A 16,345-nucleotide genomic window follows, 5' to 3' on the forward strand; every position below is an offset into this window, starting at 1 on the left:
CTTGTCTCAGTTTTTGTTAAAAAATTGTGTAGGATATGGTGACTCGCTTTTAATACCCTGAGTATTTCCGGTTGCAGAAAGCCTTGCCTTCTCCAACCCGACTTACGGCAGGGAAGCAGGGCAATGGAACATCTGCCCAGAGAATAACCAGACCTAGCAGTAAGTGAGAGCACAATGTCAAACAAACCCTTTCATTATCAGCATCCTTTCCCGCTTAAAAAGGATGATACCGAATACTATCTGCTGACCAGCGACTATGTCTCCGTTGCCGAATTCGAAGGGCAGGAGGTTATTAAAGTCGCGCCGCAAGCGCTAACCCTGCTGGCTCGTCAGGCTTTTCATGATGCGTCGTTTATGCTGCGTCCAGCGCATCAGCAACAGGTTGCCGATATCCTGCGTGACCCTGAGGCCAGTGAAAACGACAAATATGTGGCCCTGCAATTCCTGCGCAACTCCGACATCGCGGCGAAAGGTATTTTGCCGACCTGTCAGGATACCGGCACAGCGATAATCGTGGGTAAAAAAGGTCAGCGTGTCTGGACCGGCGGCGGTGATGAAGCGGCACTGGCGCGAGGGGTCTATAACACCTACATCGAAGACAACCTGCGCTATTCGCAAAACGCCGCGCTGGATATGTATAAAGAAGTGAACACCGGCACCAACCTGCCAGCGCAGATCGATTTGTATACCGTTGATGGCGATGAATACAAATTCTTATGTATTGCCAAAGGCGGTGGTTCGGCAAACAAAACCTATCTGTACCAGGAAACCAAAGCGCTGCTCACGCCGGGCAAATTAAAAAATTACCTGGTCGAGAAGATGCGTACGCTGGGAACAGCGGCTTGCCCGCCGTATCACATCGCGTTTGTGATTGGTGGAACGTCTGCGGAAGCCACGCTGAAAACTGTCAAGTTGGCTTCGGCGAAATACTACGACGAGCTGCCGACCGAAGGTAACGAGCATGGTCAGGCGTTCCGCGATGCGGAGCTGGAAAAAGAGCTGTTGATAGAAGCGCAGAATTTGGGGCTGGGTGCCCAGTTCGGCGGGAAGTACTTCGCTCATGATATCCGCGTGATCCGTCTGCCGCGTCACGGCGCGTCGTGTCCGGTTGGTATGGGGGTTTCTTGCTCAGCCGATCGAAATATCAAAGCTAAGATCAACCGTGAAGGCATCTGGATCGAAAAACTTGAGCATAATCCGGGTAAATACATACCAGAAGAGCTGCGTCAGGTAGGCGAAGGCGAAGCGGTGCGCGTTGACCTCAATCGGCCAATGAAAGAGATCCTGGCTCAGTTGTCGCAATATCCGGTGTCCACGCGTCTGTCGCTCAACGGAACCATTATTGTTGGTCGTGATATTGCGCATGCGAAACTGAAAGAACGTCTGGATAACGGCGAAAGTTTGCCGCAGTATGTTAAAGATCACCCGATCTATTACGCCGGCCCGGCAAAAACGCCCGAAGGTTATGCCTCAGGCTCGCTAGGCCCAACCACTGCCGGGCGTATGGACTCGTATGTTGACCAGCTTCAGGCCGCGGGTGGGAGTATGATCATGCTGGCGAAAGGCAACCGTAGCCAGCAGGTGACCGACGCCTGTCATAAGCACGGCGGCTTCTATTTAGGCAGTATTGGCGGCCCCGCAGCGGTGCTTGCCCAGGGCAGTATCAAGAGTCTGGAATGCGTGGAATATCCTGAACTGGGGATGGAAGCCATCTGGAAAATTGAAGTGGAAGATTTCCCGGCGTTTATCCTGGTGGATGACAAAGGTAATGATTTCTTCAAGCAAATTCAGACGTCGCAGTGCGCACGCTGCGTTAAGTAACGTCAGCTGCCCTTCGGGGCGGTTTTTTTTCCGCACGAACCACCAAACGACAGTTTAATCCTCGTTAATACTGATAAGACCAATGCAAGTGGGCAATGTCGAAACATAACCTAATCAATTCTTAATGTAAGGAGCAGGTAATGGTAACGGTACGCCGCGAGAATGATTCAATGGGCGCAATTGATGTTCCTGCCGATAAGCTTTGGGGGGCGCAAACCCAACGTTCGCTGGAGCATTTTCGTATCTCTACGGAGAAAATGCCGGTCTTGCTGATCCATGCGCTGGCGCTGACGAAACGGGCGGCTGCCAAGGTTAATTTAGATCTCGGGCTGCTGGCGGAAGATAAAGCCACCGCGATTATGCAGGCCGCAGATGAGGTATTGGCGGACAAACATCGGGATGAGTTTCCGTTGGCCATTTGGCAGACGGGGTCCGGCACGCAAAGCAATATGAATATGAATGAGGTGCTGGCAAACCGTGCCAGCGAATTGCTGGGCGGCGTACGGGGAATGGAGCGAAAAGTTCACCCCAACGATGATGTTAATAAAAGCCAAAGCTCGAATGATGTCTTTCCGACAGCGATGCATGTTGCCGCGCTGCTGGCGCTGCGCAAGTCACTGATCCCGCAATTAACGGTGTTGACCAAAACGCTCAGTGATAAATCCCACGCGTTTGCCGATATCGTCAAAATTGGCCGGACGCATCTGCAAGATGCGACCCCGCTTACGCTTGGGCAGGAAATTTCCGGCTGGGTGGCAATGCTCGAACATAACCTCAGACACATTGAAAACAGTTTACCCCATGTGGCGGAACTGGCGTTGGGGGGAACGGCGGTGGGAACCGGACTGAACACCCATCCTGAATATGCGCGTCGGGTCGCGGATGAGTTGAAGGTCATTACCTGCGCGCCGTTTGTTACTGCACCGAATAAATTTGAAGCACTGGCGACCTGCGATGCGTTGGTTCACGCCCACGGAGCGCTCAAGGGGCTGGCTGCGTCACTGATGAAAATCGCCAACGATGTGCGTTGGCTGGCATCCGGTCCGCGTTGTGGTATTGGTGAAATTTCAATTCCTGAAAACGAACCGGGTAGCTCCATTATGCCGGGTAAAGTCAATCCGACTCAGTGTGAGGCGCTGACCATGCTTTGTTGCCAGGTGATGGGCAATGATGTTGCCATTAATATGGGCGGGGCGTCAGGTAACTTTGAGCTTAACGTTTATCGACCGATGGTCATCCACAACTTCCTGCAATCAGTGCGTTTGCTGGCGGACGGGATGGAAAGCTTTAACGAGCATTGCGCGACGGGTATTGCACCCAATCGTGAGCGAATCGACCAGTTACTCAACGAGTCGCTGATGCTGGTTACCGCACTCAATACCCATATCGGTTACGACAAAGCCGCTGAGATAGCCAAAAAAGCGCATAAGGAAGGGCTGACGTTAAAAGCATCTGCCCTTGCGCTGGGATATTTAACCGAAGCGGAGTTCGACAGTTGGGTACGACCAGAACTGATGGTTGGCAGCATGCGACCAGGCAGTTAATCAGCAACGTACAGGTGCAGTCGGGGAATAATCAATCTCAACGGCTGCGCCTGAGGTTTAAAACGATGCTGAACATTGTCGGCATCGTAATTCAGTAACTCGCCGATATCGGGTACTGTCATGCCGTTGTCGTTGTTGATTAGCGCAATCAATGGCGTCGGGCAGGCGTATTGCACCTGTTTTTGTTCTCCTTTGTACCACACGCGAGCGATGGGCTGCACTTTTACCGGTCTTTTAATCTTCAGTTTTGCCTGCTGTGGCAGAGCTGCAATGTCCTGATATTCCCGCTCCAGCTTTGCCTGCCACTCTTCACGCGTCCAGGGATGTACGCTGCGCGGCGACGTCAGACTCTTTTCCAGTTGCTGTAGGACTTCATCGCGCATCAGGTTTTTAATGATGTGCTTGTTAGCCCAGCCAAAGCGCAGAGTGGCGGGTTCTTTCACCAGCGTGAGCGTACGATAGGCATTCAACGTAATCAGTCCTGGCAGGTGGCGATGCACCCATTCGAAACGTGCCGCCGGCGCCAGTCCAGATTCCACAGTGACAATGCGCTCAAACGTCGTTTTCAACTGGTTAATACGCTGTATTTGTTCTTCCAGAGCACACTGTGCCGCGTTATCCACCTGATAGCACAACACGCCAGGAAGACGGACGGCCGCTTTGCTGCTGCGGTTCTCAGATTGCTGCTGAATAAACAGATGGCGATAGTGACGCAGTGCCAGTGATTCAGCTTCTTTGCCTAAATGTTGTTTTACATCGATGCTCTGCAAAGGGGCATGTTCTGCCTCCTTGACGACTTCTGGTAACGAGAACACGCGCGCAATCAGCAGCGTCTGCTGCAACAAATTTTCGCTCAGAAGCGCCAGTTCCTGTTCCATCTGGCGGAAGGTGCTGTTCAGACGGTCAACGAGATCGTAACGGGCCATGTGTTTTACCATTTTAGTTACAACATACTTTTTTATAGCACAACATTTGCCGCCTGACCACCGAGCGGCATGGGTCAGGCAGAGGGAAATTCAGGAATGTTATGCCAGACGGGCCAACTGAAAGAAAAACGGGCGCCGCCCAGTTCACTTTCATCGCAGACGACCGTACCGCCCATAGCCAATGCGATCGAGTGGACGATAGCTAACCCAAGTCCGCAACCACCGGTCGCCCGGTCACGACTGGGATCGAGGCGTACGAATGGCTCAAAAACTTGTTCACGCGCCGCAGGTGCAATACCCGGACCGTCGTCTTCCACGATCAGTGTCGCCTGGTTGCCGTCCAGCTGCAGACTGGCTTGTACCGTCGACTGGCAATAGCGCAGGGCGTTATTCAGCAGATTATCCAGCACACGCTCCATCAGGCGCATGTCCAGCGCACCGTAGTCGCCACTCTGAAGATGGCGAAGGCGCACCGCATGGTCAGGATTGACGCTTTGCACATCCTCAAGATGGGTTGTCAGCCAAAGGGGCAGGTCGGGTACGCTGAGCTTCAATTCATTTTGGGGGCGATCCAGCCGGGCGTAGGTCAGTAATTCTTCGATCAACGCTTCTAACTGGCCGATATCACGATTCAGTGCCTGAGATTCTTGCTCGGTGAGATTCTCACTCATCTCCAGTCGGTAACGTAAGCGTACCAGTGGAGTCCGAAGCTCATGGGCAATACCATCGATAAGCTGTTTTTTACTGGCGATCAGCGCATTGATATTGTCCGCCATCTGGTTAAACGCCACACCAAGACGCTCAAAACTGGAACCGTTATCAAAATGGAGGCGTTCACCCAGATGTCCTTCACCAAAACGTTGTGCTGCAGCTTCCAGTCGGAGCATTTCCTGCCAGTGGGGGCGCATCCAGATAAGCACCGGGAAGGCCAGTGAAATGGCAATGAACGCCATCAGCGCGACGTCCAGCAAGCGCATTTGATGCAGAAAATAGAGATAGGGAACCGGGCCAACGGCCAGCACGTAATGGCTGCGCGGGATTCGTTGAATAAAAGTGTACTGATCGTCAAGTGCGACAATATCGCCTTCGCGCAGGCGCTGCATGGTTGGGGCGTCCAGCGTGTATTTATTCAGCGGTTCAACGCGCAGATCAAAAGAGAGGTTCAAATCCATCTCCTTTAGCGTCTTACCCCAGTCACGTGGTGGGATCTCGCGCAGCTCACTGCGCATCAGGTACAACGAGCTTTTCATTAAATCGTCGAGCGACTGCCTGCCCGCGCGTTCTGCGGTGAATTTATATACCAGGCCGACCAACAGGGTCATCACCAGAAAGCAGACAAACAGCAGGAGATAAAACTGTACAAACAGCTTCTTCATATAAAATCACCGAATACGCCATATAATGCGTACTGATACTCTCAAAATTGTTGTGATATAAAAATATGAATTTCAATCGTTGTTGTTATTTGCTACTCATTTTCGCAGCAACAGGCTGTATTTTCACCGCACATCCCTGGGTTATGTGGTTCATACTTGCCAATATACTAACGATGGCGCTATACGGCGTGGACAAAATGGCCGCGCGTAAGGCCTGGCGCAGGGTGCCTGAGTCTACATTGCTGATGTTTGGTGTTGTTGGCGGGTGGGGTGGTGCGATAGCGGGTCAACAAATTTTCCGCCATAAAACACAAAAGCAACCATTCAAAACCTATTTTATTATCAGTGTGATAGTCAGTCTCTCGCTGATGGGGGCGGTTTATCAGTTCTATCCATTTTCATCTTCCTGAATGAGGGGGAGAGTAAACGGCCCGATTATCTAAGGCAGGAGATATACTTTTTGCCTGAACGGCGTACGATTTCATCGGCATTGTCCGTAATATCCTTTCCCTCAAATGCGCCGTAGAGTTGTTTAAATTTCACCATACTCAGGCGGTAGGTGATGTCGCTGACCGTTGCGGCTGGCAGCGGCAGCATATTGGGGTAACTCCACATAAAAGAGACGGCGTGCGCCCCTGGTGTGACCTGAACGATGTCGCCGGAAAGCACCAGACCTTCATTTCGTGCCCAGTGCAGAACACAGCCGCCGGAAAAATGTCCCCCCAGTCGTATCACACTGACGTCTCGGGCCAGTTCAAGGGAGTCGCCTTGCCAAAATCTAATCCACGGGCTGTCGCGCATTACCCACTCGCTATCACTGGCATGGAGGTAAATCGGGGCATTAAATTCCGCAGCCCAGTCCTGCATAGTGGTGTAGTAGTGAGGGTGTGATATTGCAATAGCCTTAAGCCCGCCCAGAGACGTTACTAGCATTTTCGTGGCATCGTCGAGCGTAGCAATACAGTCCCACAAAATATTACCCTCGGGAGTGAGCAGAATAAACGCGCGCTGATTAATCGCAAAATCAGGAACGGTGCGGATGCTGAGAAGAGCGCTGTCGTGTTGTTGCCACTTATTTGCATGTGAAGCGCAAAGGGCGGCAAAATCGATCCATTTCTGTCCTGTTGTGGGGACATACTGGCGTTCATCATTACAGATAGCGCAATGTTGTGGATGAGAATCCGTTTTCTCATAGGATGTCCCACAGGCTTTGCATAAAACGATCATCGCGTCTTCCTCATTTAACAACCACAATCAGCATGGCACACAGAGACATAAGAATGTGCCCGTTAGTGCTCTGGTCTATAATCTTCCCCTGATTGCATCAATGCTGACTCTTGATTTCGAAATTAAAGTCGGTTTCTGCAGGAGGGGGACTGCGCGGCTATACCCCTGCGCATCGCGGAGTTAGCGATGGCGGAACTCGCACCAGGTGGTAATCAACTTTGATCTAAGACACTGGGTTGGTAATTCTTAAGAGTTATCATTAGCCTGATAAACGTTTTGTTAATTAATCAGTAAACGGCGGTGTGGTGTGTTGTTTAGCGCAAATTTGACTGGCTGGAAACAATGAACGCATTGTTTTCAATATTAAAAAAACGCCCAAATATTATTTCGTTGATGGTTTTACTCATCGGGGCAAACATTGTGGCGTGGCTGTGGGCTTTCACCGCGTTTAGCAACAACACGTCGTTACTGGCGCTGAGTCTAATCGCGTGGTGCTATGGTTTGCGCCATGCCGTGGATGCCGACCATATCGCCGCGATAGACAGTGCGACGCGTAAACTCATGCAACAGAAAAAACGCGCCCTGACGACGGGAGTCTGGTTTTCACTTGGTCACTCTACCATTGTGGTGCTGGCAAGCATTGGCATTGCGTTGACCACCAGCGTATTTAAGCAGCATATGGCATGGTTTCAGAATGTCGGCGGTCTTATCGGTACCACGGTCTCAGCCGCATTTCTGCTGATTCTGGCTGCCATTAATCTCATTATTTTCTGCCATGTCTGGAAGGCTTTTCGCCATCTTAAACGCACCGGTACTTACGCTGGCAACACGGAAGAGATTGCTGTTACAGGTCCATTGAACTGGATTTTTCGCTCAGCTTTCCGCCTGGTAGGTAAAGACTGGCATATGTATTTTGTCGGTTTTTTGTTTGGCCTGGGTTTTGATACCGCCACTGAAATTTCTCTTCTGGGTATTTCCGCTTCAAGCGCGTCCAGTGGCATGTCGGTCTGGTCAATATTAGTTTTCCCGGCGCTGTTTACCTGCGGTATGGCGCTGATTGATTGCCTCGACAGCATCCTGATGGTTGAGGCCTACGGATGGGCGTTTAATAAGCCGCAGCGCAAGCTTTATTACAATATGACAATCACCGGAACCTCGGTGATTGTTGCGCTATTCATCGGTGGACTGGAGGCGCTGGGACTGCTGTCTGATGCCTTTTCACTCCAGGGGGGATTGTGGGACACCGTCAGCAATTTGAACGACCACATGGGGAATGTCGGCTTCGTGATTATTGGCGTCTTCATCGGCTGCTGGATTATTTCCGCAGTGAATTATCGTTGGAAAAAATACGACGGACTGACGTTCAGTTGAGATACAAGCGAAAGCCGATTAATAGATTTCTGTGACGTTGTCACGTTTTTGGGGCCGTATAAGCGGGATACGGCCCGATGGGTTTACTTGTCAGATTCATCGTCCCAGGCGTGCGGTGCGAACAGGTAACCTTTGTTACGTACCGTTTTGATTCGATAGGGCTCTATGGCGTTATCGAGCAGTTTTTTACGTAACCGGGAAATCGCCACATCGACGCTGCGATCCATACCGTCATAGCTTACACCGCGCAGGTTCTTCAGCAACGCATCGCGGTCCATAATCTGCCCGGCATGGGTTGCCAGCTCCCACAATAATTCAAAATCGGCGGTGGAAAGAGAGACTTGCTTACCGCCGAGTAGCACGGAGCGGTTGGTTGGGTCGATAGTGAGTGTACCAAAGCGTAGCGTGGTATGCGGTGTGATGGTCGTTGCCTGAATACCTTTAGACTGGGCTGAATGTTCGCTCTGACGCAAATGCAGGCGTAGCCGTGCAAGCAGCACGGCCGGAGGCGTTGTTTTAAGGATGTAGTCGCAGGCACCCATTTCCAGCGCCAGGATATGGTTCATGTCGCTGTCCAGAGAGGTCAGCAGGACAATCGGACCCTGCCAGCGTCCACGTAAATCGCGGCAGATTGTCATCCCGTCTTTGCCCGGCAGCATGATATCTAATAACACCAGATCGGGTCGAACTTGCAGGATTTTCTCCTCAGCCAAATCACCACGAGGTTCAAGGATAACCTCAATGTCATGCCGGGCCAGATAGGCGGCAATCAGCGAGCCAACTTCGGGATCATCTTCAACAAATACGATGGTGTTCATATCATTCATTTTGAATATAAAACGCCAACATACACCGCCCTCGTTTTTCCTTCCATTAATCTTTTCTAAACAAGAACGCTTCCGTTATGCTAGGGGCTGATGTTATTGATGTGTTAAGGCAGGGTGATGGGACTCGTTATCAAAGCGGCGCTTGGTGCGCTGGTGGTCGTATTGATTGGTTTGCTCGCTAAAACAAAGAATTACTATATTGCTGGATTAATCCCGCTGTTCCCGACATTCGCGTTGATTGCCCATTATATCGTGGCCAGTGAACGTGGGATCGAGGCGTTGCGTACCACCATTGTATTCAGCATGTGGTCAATTATTCCCTATTTTGTCTACCTCGTTTCGCTGTGGTATTTCACTGGATTTATGCGCTTACCCGTCGCGCTCGGCGGGTCAGTGGTGTGCTGGAGCCTGAGCGCGTGGTTGCTGATTTTTTGTTGGATAAAACTGCATTAACGCAGATGACGCCCGCCATCAAGGGCAAAACTACGTCCTGTGACAAAGCAACTGGTTAATAGATAGTCAATTAAATCAATGACTTCTTTTTCACCGGGCGCCGTTTTCATCAATGATTTATTCAGAGCCTGCTGGCGATATTCAGCATCGTCACTCTCGTTGAACAGAATCAGCGAGGGGGCAATTGCATTCACTTTGACTTCTGGTGCCAGTTTGCGGGCGAATGAGCGAGTCATATTGTCCAGCGCCGCTTTACTGGCAGCATAAGCAATGTGCTTGTCGCTGCCACGCTCTACAACATAATCCGTAAAATGGATAATATCGCTGGCTGCATGTCCGTGACCGCGTAACAACTCTTCCAGGGCGTGGTTGAGTAAGTAGGGCGTATTGACATGAATTTGCATCATGGCCGACAGCACTTCGGTTAGCGGCGCGCCCGGCTTTTCTGCCACCCAGGCACTGGCATTATGCACAATGGCGCGCAAACCGTTCGTCTGTCTTTTAACCTCATCGGCAAAGGCTAACACGCCTTTATCGGTAGAAAAGTCAGCCTGGATACACAACGCGCCAGCTTCGCATAAGCCATCAATGGCCGGGTAATGTGTCCGGTAGCTGACAATAACTGGCTGTTTTTGATTGAGAAAATGCCATGCGACGGCGAGGCCGATGCGACGACCTCCTCCAGTGATAAGAATCGGCAAAGGGGGCTTTTTACCCATCGTAATCTCCAGGTTTCGCAAACGATGGGGATAGCGTTACCCCACCAACATCCAGGTCGCCGGAACTGCAGCAATAAGCAGCAGGCCGATCAGCGCCATCTCCTGACGTTTTAATACATTTTCGTGCGCGTGTGTTTTACGGGCATAAAGGAAAACCAGTAGTCCTGGCGCGTACAGCACCACAGACAGCAGCAGGTGCATCGGACCTGACGCATACAATAACCATATGCCATAAATGCTCGCACCGACACCAACTGCTTTATGCAACGGACGGGTAGCTATTTTCAGCAAAAATGCGCCGACCAGCAAATAGGGCACCAGAATCATCTCTGAGGCAATGGTCAGTAACGTATTGTAGTCGGAACCTGTGAGCCAGATCAGCACCAGACAGATTTGGACGCAGATATTGGTCAGCCACAACGACGCGGATGGCGCACCCTGCGCATTCTGACGCGCGAAAATCCGTGGGAACGCTTTGTGGGTAGAGGCGAGGAACGGTACTTCCGCCGCCATAATCGTCCAGCTTAAATAGGCTCCGCAAACGGAGACAATCAGGCCCGCGGCGATAATAATTTCGCCCCATGGTCCCATCATTTTAACCATCAGACCGGCCATTGATGGGTTGCGGATTTCTGCCAGTTCGGGACGCGCAACAACACCCAGCGACAGCAGGGTGACCAACAGATAAACGCCCAGCGCGGCAAGCACCGCCAGCAGCGTGGCGCGTCCGACATCGCGTTTGTTTCGTGCGCGGGCGGAAACCACCACTGCGCCTTCCACACCGATGAATACCCACAGGGTAATGAGCATAGTGTTTTTGACCTGCTCCCAGACGGGGACGCCTAACGCGACGCCGGTAAAATCCAGACTGAAGGTATCGAGTTTAAATAGCATGAACGCCAGCACGATAAACAGGCCAAGCGGCAGCAATTTGGCCAGGGTCGCAACCAGATTAATGCTGGCTGCGGTTTGCACCCCACGCAGCACCAGAAAATGGACTATCCACAGCAGCGTTGATGCGCCAACGATAGCCTGCCAGGTATTACCATCGCCAAAAAGGCGTAATTCCGGCGTGTCGGTAAAGAAGCTGAGCGCAGAGAAGACGATAACCAGATACGAAACGTTAGCGATAACGGCGCACAGCCAGTATCCCCATGCAGAGCAGAAGCCAATCAGTTCCCCGAAACCTTCGCGCGCGTAGGTAAAAATTCCACCGTCCAGATCAGGTCGGATACGCGTCAGGATCAGCATGGCAAAGGCGAGCAGCAGAATACCCGCACCGGTAATCGCCCAACCAATCAGTAATGCAGCCGGGCTGGCAACCGCCGCCATATTTTGTGGCAGGCTGAAAACACCAGCGCCGAGCATTGAGCTTAGAACCAGCGCGGTCAGTGCGCTCAGACCCAATTTCTTTTCCATTTGTATCCAGTTACTAAAACGAGAGTGAGAGAATAATTATTTTGGCAAACCGCATAAAAATGGTGAAAGCCACTAAGGCGCGGGATTTTACGGAGAGAAGAGAACGCATGCAATGGGGATAGAGAGATTTGTGACTAATAGTGTGAAAAGTTGTCTTAATATTCGTGTTTTTGTTCGGACTGAGGATTTAACGAGGGAAAATTATCAGGCCTACAGGAGCTGTAGACCTGATAGAGCATAGGATATTACTTATACAGGTCAGCGCTAATGGTCATGTTGTTACCACGTTCTGACCACTGGCGAGTAATGTGATAATACTTCGCGCCTTTCTTCGCTGCGCGCTTGGCAACCTGATAAGAGACTTCGGTCATATTACCGTAGTTACCGGTGAACTTGATGCTGTCGAACGGAACCATCATGGCAGCAGTCGCTTTGTTCAGCTCTTCAACTTTCGTTCCATCCGGCAGCGTGACGGTGTAACGTCCACCTTTGGTGGATTGCGTTTCGAAGAAGCGACCAACTTCAGCACTCGGAGATGCGGTAGTCGCAACGCCCGGGATCTCAACTTTCTTCGCAGCTTCACCGCCGGCAGCTAACGCGGCGCGACCGGCATCAGAATCAGCCGGAATTGCATCAGGGCTTTGTACTACGCGTTTTTTCGCATCCGCTTTATAGATGAATGCGGTAATACGCTGGTTACCACCCTGGTTGGCATCGACCTGGCGAACGATATAGAAGGAGTAAGCCCCTTTCTCTTTTGCCGCTTTGGTGATGGCATCATTCACTTCAGGCTGGCTGCGGTAGAAGCCCTGTACCGTAACGGTATCGTAAGGTTCTATCAGAACGGCCTGATCTTTAGGTAACTCCATCACACCGTTAATGATACGGTTTTTGGATGCTTCCGCTTTTTCAGCGTCGGCTTTATAGATGTCGGCTACAACGCGCCAGTTACCGCCACTGCCAAAATCTGAGGTATCAACAACATAAAAAGAGGCTGCACCGTCTTTATCTGCACGACGTGATACGGCATTCACCGCGTCGCCGATCGCATTAAAACGACCGGTAACCACAATGCGGTCATAGGGTTTCAGGGCAGCAGCTTGCTCCGGCGTCAATTCTGTCGCTGCATTTACAGAAAAAGCAGTCGCAGAAATAAGTGCGGACGCCAGGAGAGTGTTCTTAAGCTTCATAAAAATAATCCTTCGCCTTGCGCAAACCAGGTACTGGTATTGTTATTGACTAGAAACGTCGCTGATTATTGCATTTAAATTGTGTCAGTGTCTGCGTCATTTTTCACTCATCGTGCCACAGGGTGTAACAGTGTCGATAACATTTTGTGATATGTCCAAAAATTCGGCGTTTGGAGGCTGAAACTGATAAAACAGTTGAATTTCATAAGTTAATTTAATGTTAATCAAATGTTCTCTGGTGGCGCTTAATCATGTTTTGCCGCTTCGCTTGAGCGAATTATCAGCCATTGCGGGCTATTTAAAGGGCATTATCCCTGTCTGCGGGCGAATTCATCCCTGTTTTGCGAATTTCATAATAAATACTGTTTTTTGGCGCTAGATCACAGGCTCCATTTTCAGTAGGTTATACAGAGTTTGTTACTGTTTTATTTTATTGAGGTAACACTGACCTCTTTCGAGAGTGCGCGCATGCCTCGTGCGAACATTGATAAACCATCATCATAAATACAGATGGAAGGGAACATTATGCGAATTGGCATACCAAAAGAACGGTTAACCAATGAAACCCGTGTCGCAGCTACGCCGAAAACGGTTGAGCAGCTGCTGAAGCTGGGTTTTAGCGTCGCGGTTGAAAGCGACGCAGGTCAACTGGCGAGTTTTGACGATAACGCGTTTGTGCAGGCAGGCGCAGAAATTGTGGACGGGAATGCTGTCTGGCAGTCAGAGATTATTCTGAAGGTCAATGCGCCGGAAGAGGCGGAAATTCCGTTGCTGAATCCGGGCACGACGCTGGTGAGTTTTCTTTGGCCCGCGCAAAACCCGGAGCTGCTGCAAAAGCTTGCAGAGCGCAATGTTACGGTGATGGCGATGGACTCCGTGCCGCGTATTTCGCGTGCGCAGTCGCTTGATGCCTTAAGCTCGATGGCGAATATTGCCGGCTATCGCGCCATTGTTGAAGCCGCACATGAATTTGGCCGTTTCTTTACCGGACAGATCACCGCCGCGGGCAAGGTTCCACCTGCCAAGGTCATGGTGATTGGTGCTGGTGTGGCGGGGCTGGCAGCGATCGGGGCGGCAAACAGCCTGGGCGCTATCGTCCGCGCGTTTGATACCCGTCCGGAAGTGAAAGAACAAGTTCAGAGTATGGGCGCTGAATTTCTCGAACTGGACTTTAAAGAAGAGGCGGGCAGCGGCGACGGCTACGCTAAGGTGATGTCCGAAGCATTCATCAAAGCCGAGATGGCGCTTTTCGCCGCTCAGGCGAAAGATGTCGACATTATCGTTACAACGGCATTGATTCCGGGCAAACCAGCGCCGAAACTGATCACCCGCGAAATGGTTGATTCGATGAAAGCGGGGAGTGTAATTGTCGATCTCGCCGCGCAAAATGGCGGTAACTGCGAATATACCGTGCCAAACCAGGTGACTACCACTGCGAACGGTGTGAAGGTTATCGGTTATACCGATTTGCCTGGTCGTCTGCCGACGCAGTCTTCCCAGTTGTACGGTACCAACCTCGTCAACCTGCTCAAACTGTTGTGCAAAGAGAAAGACGGCAACATTACCGTTGATTTTGACGACGTGGTGGTGCGTGGCGTGACGGTGGTTCGCGAGGGTGAAATCACCTGGCCTGCGCCACCGATTCAGGTTTCAGCTCAGCCGCAGGCTGCGCCAAAAGTGGCTCCTGCGCCGAAAGAAGAGAAAAAACCTGTTTCACCATGGCGTAAATATGCGCTGATGGCGCTGGTAGTCATTTTGTTTGGCTGGCTTGCCGACGTCGCCCCGAAAGAGTTCCTCGGTCACTTTACGGTGTTCGCGCTTTCCTGCGTGGTGGGTTACTACGTGGTCTGGAATGTGTCGCACGCGTTGCATACTCCGCTGATGTCCGTGACCAACGCCATCTCCGGGATCATTGTTGTCGGTGCGTTGTTACAAATTGGCCAGGGTGGCTGGGTGAGTTTCCTGAGCTTTATCGCGGTGCTTATTGCCAGCATTAATATTTTCGGTGGCTTCACCGTGACTCAGCGCATGCTGAAAATGTTCCGGAAAAACTAAGGGGTAACATATGTCTGGAGGATTAGTTACAGCTGCATACATTGTTGCCGCGATCCTGTTTATTTTCAGCCTGGCGGGACTTTCCAAACACGAAACCTCGCAGCAGGGTAACAACTACGGTATCGCCGGGATGGCGATTGCGCTGATTGCGACGATTTTTGGCCCGGATACCGGCAATGTTGCCTGGATCCTGGTGGCGATGATCATCGGCGGCGCGATTGGTATCCGCCTGGCGAAAAAAGTCGAGATGACCGAGATGCCGGAGTTGGTGGCGATTCTACACAGCTTCGTTGGTCTGGCGGCGGTACTGGTGGGCTTTAACAGCTACCTGTATCACGATACGGGCCTGGAACCGATTCTGGTGAACATTCACCTGACGGAAGTGTTCCTCGGTATCTTCATCGGTGCGGTGACCTTTACCGGTTCCGTGGTGGCCTTTGGCAAACTGCGCGGCAAGATCTCCTCTAAACCGCTAATGCTGCCAAATCGTCACAAGATGAATCTCGCGGCGCTGGTCGTTTCCTTCTTGCTGTTGGTGGTGTTTGTTCGTACTGAAAGCGTTGGCCTGCAGGTTCTGGCGCTGCTGGTGATGACCATCATCGCGCTGGCCTTTGGCTGGCATCTGGTGGCGTCCATCGGTGGGGCAGACATGCCGGTAGTCGTTTCAATGCTCAACTCCTATTCAGGTTGGGCGGCGGCAGCGGCAGGCTTTATGCTCAGCAACGATCTGCTGATCGTTACCGGTGCGCTGGTAGGTTCGAGCGGTGCGATCCTGTCTTACATTATGTGTAAGGCAATGAACCGTTCGTTCATCAGCGTTATTGCGGGCGGCTTCGGTTCTGATGGCTCATCTACGGGTTCTGATGAAGAAGTGGGTGAACACCGGGAGATTAATGCAGAAGACACAGCAGAAATGCTGAAGAACTCGCACTCCGTGATCATCACTCCGGGCTACGGTATGGCGGTGGCTCAGGCGCAATATCCGGTGGCGGAAATCACTGAGAAGTTGCGTGCCCGTGGCATCAAAGTGCGTTTCGGGATCCACCCGGTAGCAGGGCGTTTGCCGGGTCATATGAACGTGCTGCTGGCGGAAGCCAAAGTGCCATATGACATCGTGCTGGAAATGGATGAAATCAATGATGATTTCGCCGACACCGACACCGTACTGGTTATTGGCGCCAACGATACGGTAAACCCGGCGGCGCAGGATGACCCACGCAGCCCGATCGCCGGTATGCCAGTGCTGGAAGTGTGGAAAGCGCAGAACGTTATCGTGTTTAAACGTTCAATGAACACCGGCTATGCTGGCGTACAAAACCCGCTGTTCTTTAAAGAAAACACCCATATGCTGTTTGGCGATGCCAAGGCCAGCGTGGATGCGATTCTGAAGGCGCTGTAATCGCTAGTTAAAAGTAAG

General features: G+C 51.5%; 14 protein-coding genes and 1 pseudogene. 8 read left to right on the top strand and 7 right to left on the bottom strand.

Translation table 11 applies throughout. The features are described from left to right. The first annotated feature begins 174 nt into the window (after positions 1-174). Complete coding sequence (fumB, locus tag FDW92_RS12780; RefSeq protein WP_042308586.1) at positions 175-1,821, top strand: class I fumarate hydratase; 1,647 nt, start codon at positions 175-177, stop codon at positions 1,819-1,821. Positions 1,822-1,961: 140 nt separating this feature from the next. Continuing rightward, positions 1,962-3,365: a class II fumarate hydratase gene (fumC, locus tag FDW92_RS12785; RefSeq protein WP_042308585.1), complete on the top strand. Its 1,404-nt coding sequence runs from the start codon at positions 1,962-1,964 to the stop codon at positions 3,363-3,365. Here fumC and tus read toward each other — a convergent pair. Together tus and rstB are read right to left on the bottom strand one after the other, a co-directional pair. Then, the gene (tus, locus tag FDW92_RS12790) at positions 3,362-4,291 is read right to left on the bottom strand and encodes a DNA replication terminus site-binding protein (RefSeq protein ID WP_042308583.1); all 930 of its coding nucleotides are present in this window, start codon (positions 4,289-4,291) and stop codon (positions 3,362-3,364) included. The two genes, fumC and tus, sit on opposite strands and share 4 nt — an antisense overlap. 74 nt (positions 4,292-4,365) lie before the next feature. Further along, positions 4,366-5,667 carry a two-component system sensor histidine kinase RstB gene (gene rstB, locus FDW92_RS12795; RefSeq protein WP_042308582.1) on the bottom strand — a complete coding sequence of 434 codons (1,302 nt, stop codon included), beginning with the start codon at positions 5,665-5,667 and terminating at the stop codon, positions 4,366-4,368. A gap of 65 nt (positions 5,668-5,732) precedes the next feature. On the opposite strand from rstB, the gene FDW92_RS12800 reads away from it, so the two are divergent. Then, positions 5,733-6,077 carry a DUF1294 domain-containing protein gene (locus FDW92_RS12800; protein ID WP_042308580.1) on the top strand — a complete coding sequence of 115 codons (345 nt, stop codon included), beginning with the start codon at positions 5,733-5,735 and terminating at the stop codon, positions 6,075-6,077. Between the two features lie 25 nt (positions 6,078-6,102). Here FDW92_RS12800 and FDW92_RS12805 read toward each other — a convergent pair whose 3' ends face one another. Beyond that, positions 6,103-6,894: an MBL fold metallo-hydrolase gene (locus FDW92_RS12805; protein ID WP_042308578.1), complete on the bottom strand. Its 792-nt coding sequence runs from the start codon at positions 6,892-6,894 to the stop codon at positions 6,103-6,105. Positions 6,895-7,026: 132 nt separating this feature from the next. Here FDW92_RS12805 and FDW92_RS23330 point away from each other — a divergent pair. Together FDW92_RS23330 and FDW92_RS12815 are read left to right on the top strand one after the other, a co-directional pair. Further along, positions 7,027-7,116: pseudogene (locus FDW92_RS23330) on the top strand (APH(6) family putative aminoglycoside O-phosphotransferase); the annotation flags it as partial. 120 nt (positions 7,117-7,236) lie between these two features. Beyond that, on the top strand, positions 7,237-8,265 hold the full coding sequence (locus tag FDW92_RS12815; RefSeq protein WP_042308576.1) for a HoxN/HupN/NixA family nickel/cobalt transporter: 1,029 nt from the start codon (positions 7,237-7,239) through the stop codon (positions 8,263-8,265). An 83-nt stretch (positions 8,266-8,348) separates the two neighbouring features. Here FDW92_RS12815 and rstA read toward each other — a convergent pair whose 3' ends face one another. After that, positions 8,349-9,083 carry a two-component system response regulator RstA gene (gene rstA, locus FDW92_RS12820; RefSeq protein WP_162267373.1) on the bottom strand — a complete coding sequence of 245 codons (735 nt, stop codon included), beginning with the start codon at positions 9,081-9,083 and terminating at the stop codon, positions 8,349-8,351. A 126-nt stretch (positions 9,084-9,209) separates the two neighbouring features. Between rstA and FDW92_RS12825 the strand changes: the two genes are divergently transcribed. Continuing rightward, on the top strand, positions 9,210-9,545 hold the full coding sequence (locus FDW92_RS12825) for a GlpM family protein (protein WP_032939759.1): 336 nt from the start codon (positions 9,210-9,212) through the stop codon (positions 9,543-9,545). On the opposite strand, the gene folM is transcribed toward FDW92_RS12825, so the two are convergent. The 3 genes from folM to ydgH form a co-directional block, all read right to left on the bottom strand. Beyond that, positions 9,542-10,264: a dihydromonapterin reductase gene (folM, locus tag FDW92_RS12830; RefSeq protein WP_042308572.1), complete on the bottom strand. Its 723-nt coding sequence runs from the start codon at positions 10,262-10,264 to the stop codon at positions 9,542-9,544. The two genes, FDW92_RS12825 and folM, sit on opposite strands and share 4 nt — an antisense overlap. 36 nt (positions 10,265-10,300) lie before the next feature. Then, a complete protein-coding gene (locus FDW92_RS12835) occupies positions 10,301-11,683 on the bottom strand; it encodes an amino acid permease (RefSeq protein WP_042308571.1) in 1,383 nt (460 codons plus the stop codon). Positions 11,684-11,928: 245 nt separating this feature from the next. After that, complete coding sequence (ydgH, locus tag FDW92_RS12840; protein ID WP_042308569.1) at positions 11,929-12,873, bottom strand: DUF1471 family protein YdgH; 945 nt, start codon at positions 12,871-12,873, stop codon at positions 11,929-11,931. Positions 12,874-13,398: 525 nt separating this feature from the next. Between ydgH and pntA the strand changes: the two genes are divergently transcribed. Next, complete coding sequence (gene pntA, locus FDW92_RS12845; RefSeq protein ID WP_042308568.1) at positions 13,399-14,928, top strand: Re/Si-specific NAD(P)(+) transhydrogenase subunit alpha; 1,530 nt, start codon at positions 13,399-13,401, stop codon at positions 14,926-14,928. A gap of 10 nt (positions 14,929-14,938) precedes the next feature. After that, positions 14,939-16,327, top strand: coding sequence for a Re/Si-specific NAD(P)(+) transhydrogenase subunit beta (gene pntB / locus FDW92_RS12850; protein WP_038640472.1), 1,389 nt, complete (start codon positions 14,939-14,941; stop codon positions 16,325-16,327). The last annotated feature ends 18 nt before the right edge of the window (positions 16,328-16,345 follow it).

It is taken from the genome of Citrobacter sp. wls706 (genome assembly GCF_005281305.1).
Lineage (GTDB): Bacteria > Pseudomonadota > Gammaproteobacteria > Enterobacterales > Enterobacteriaceae > Citrobacter > Citrobacter werkmanii.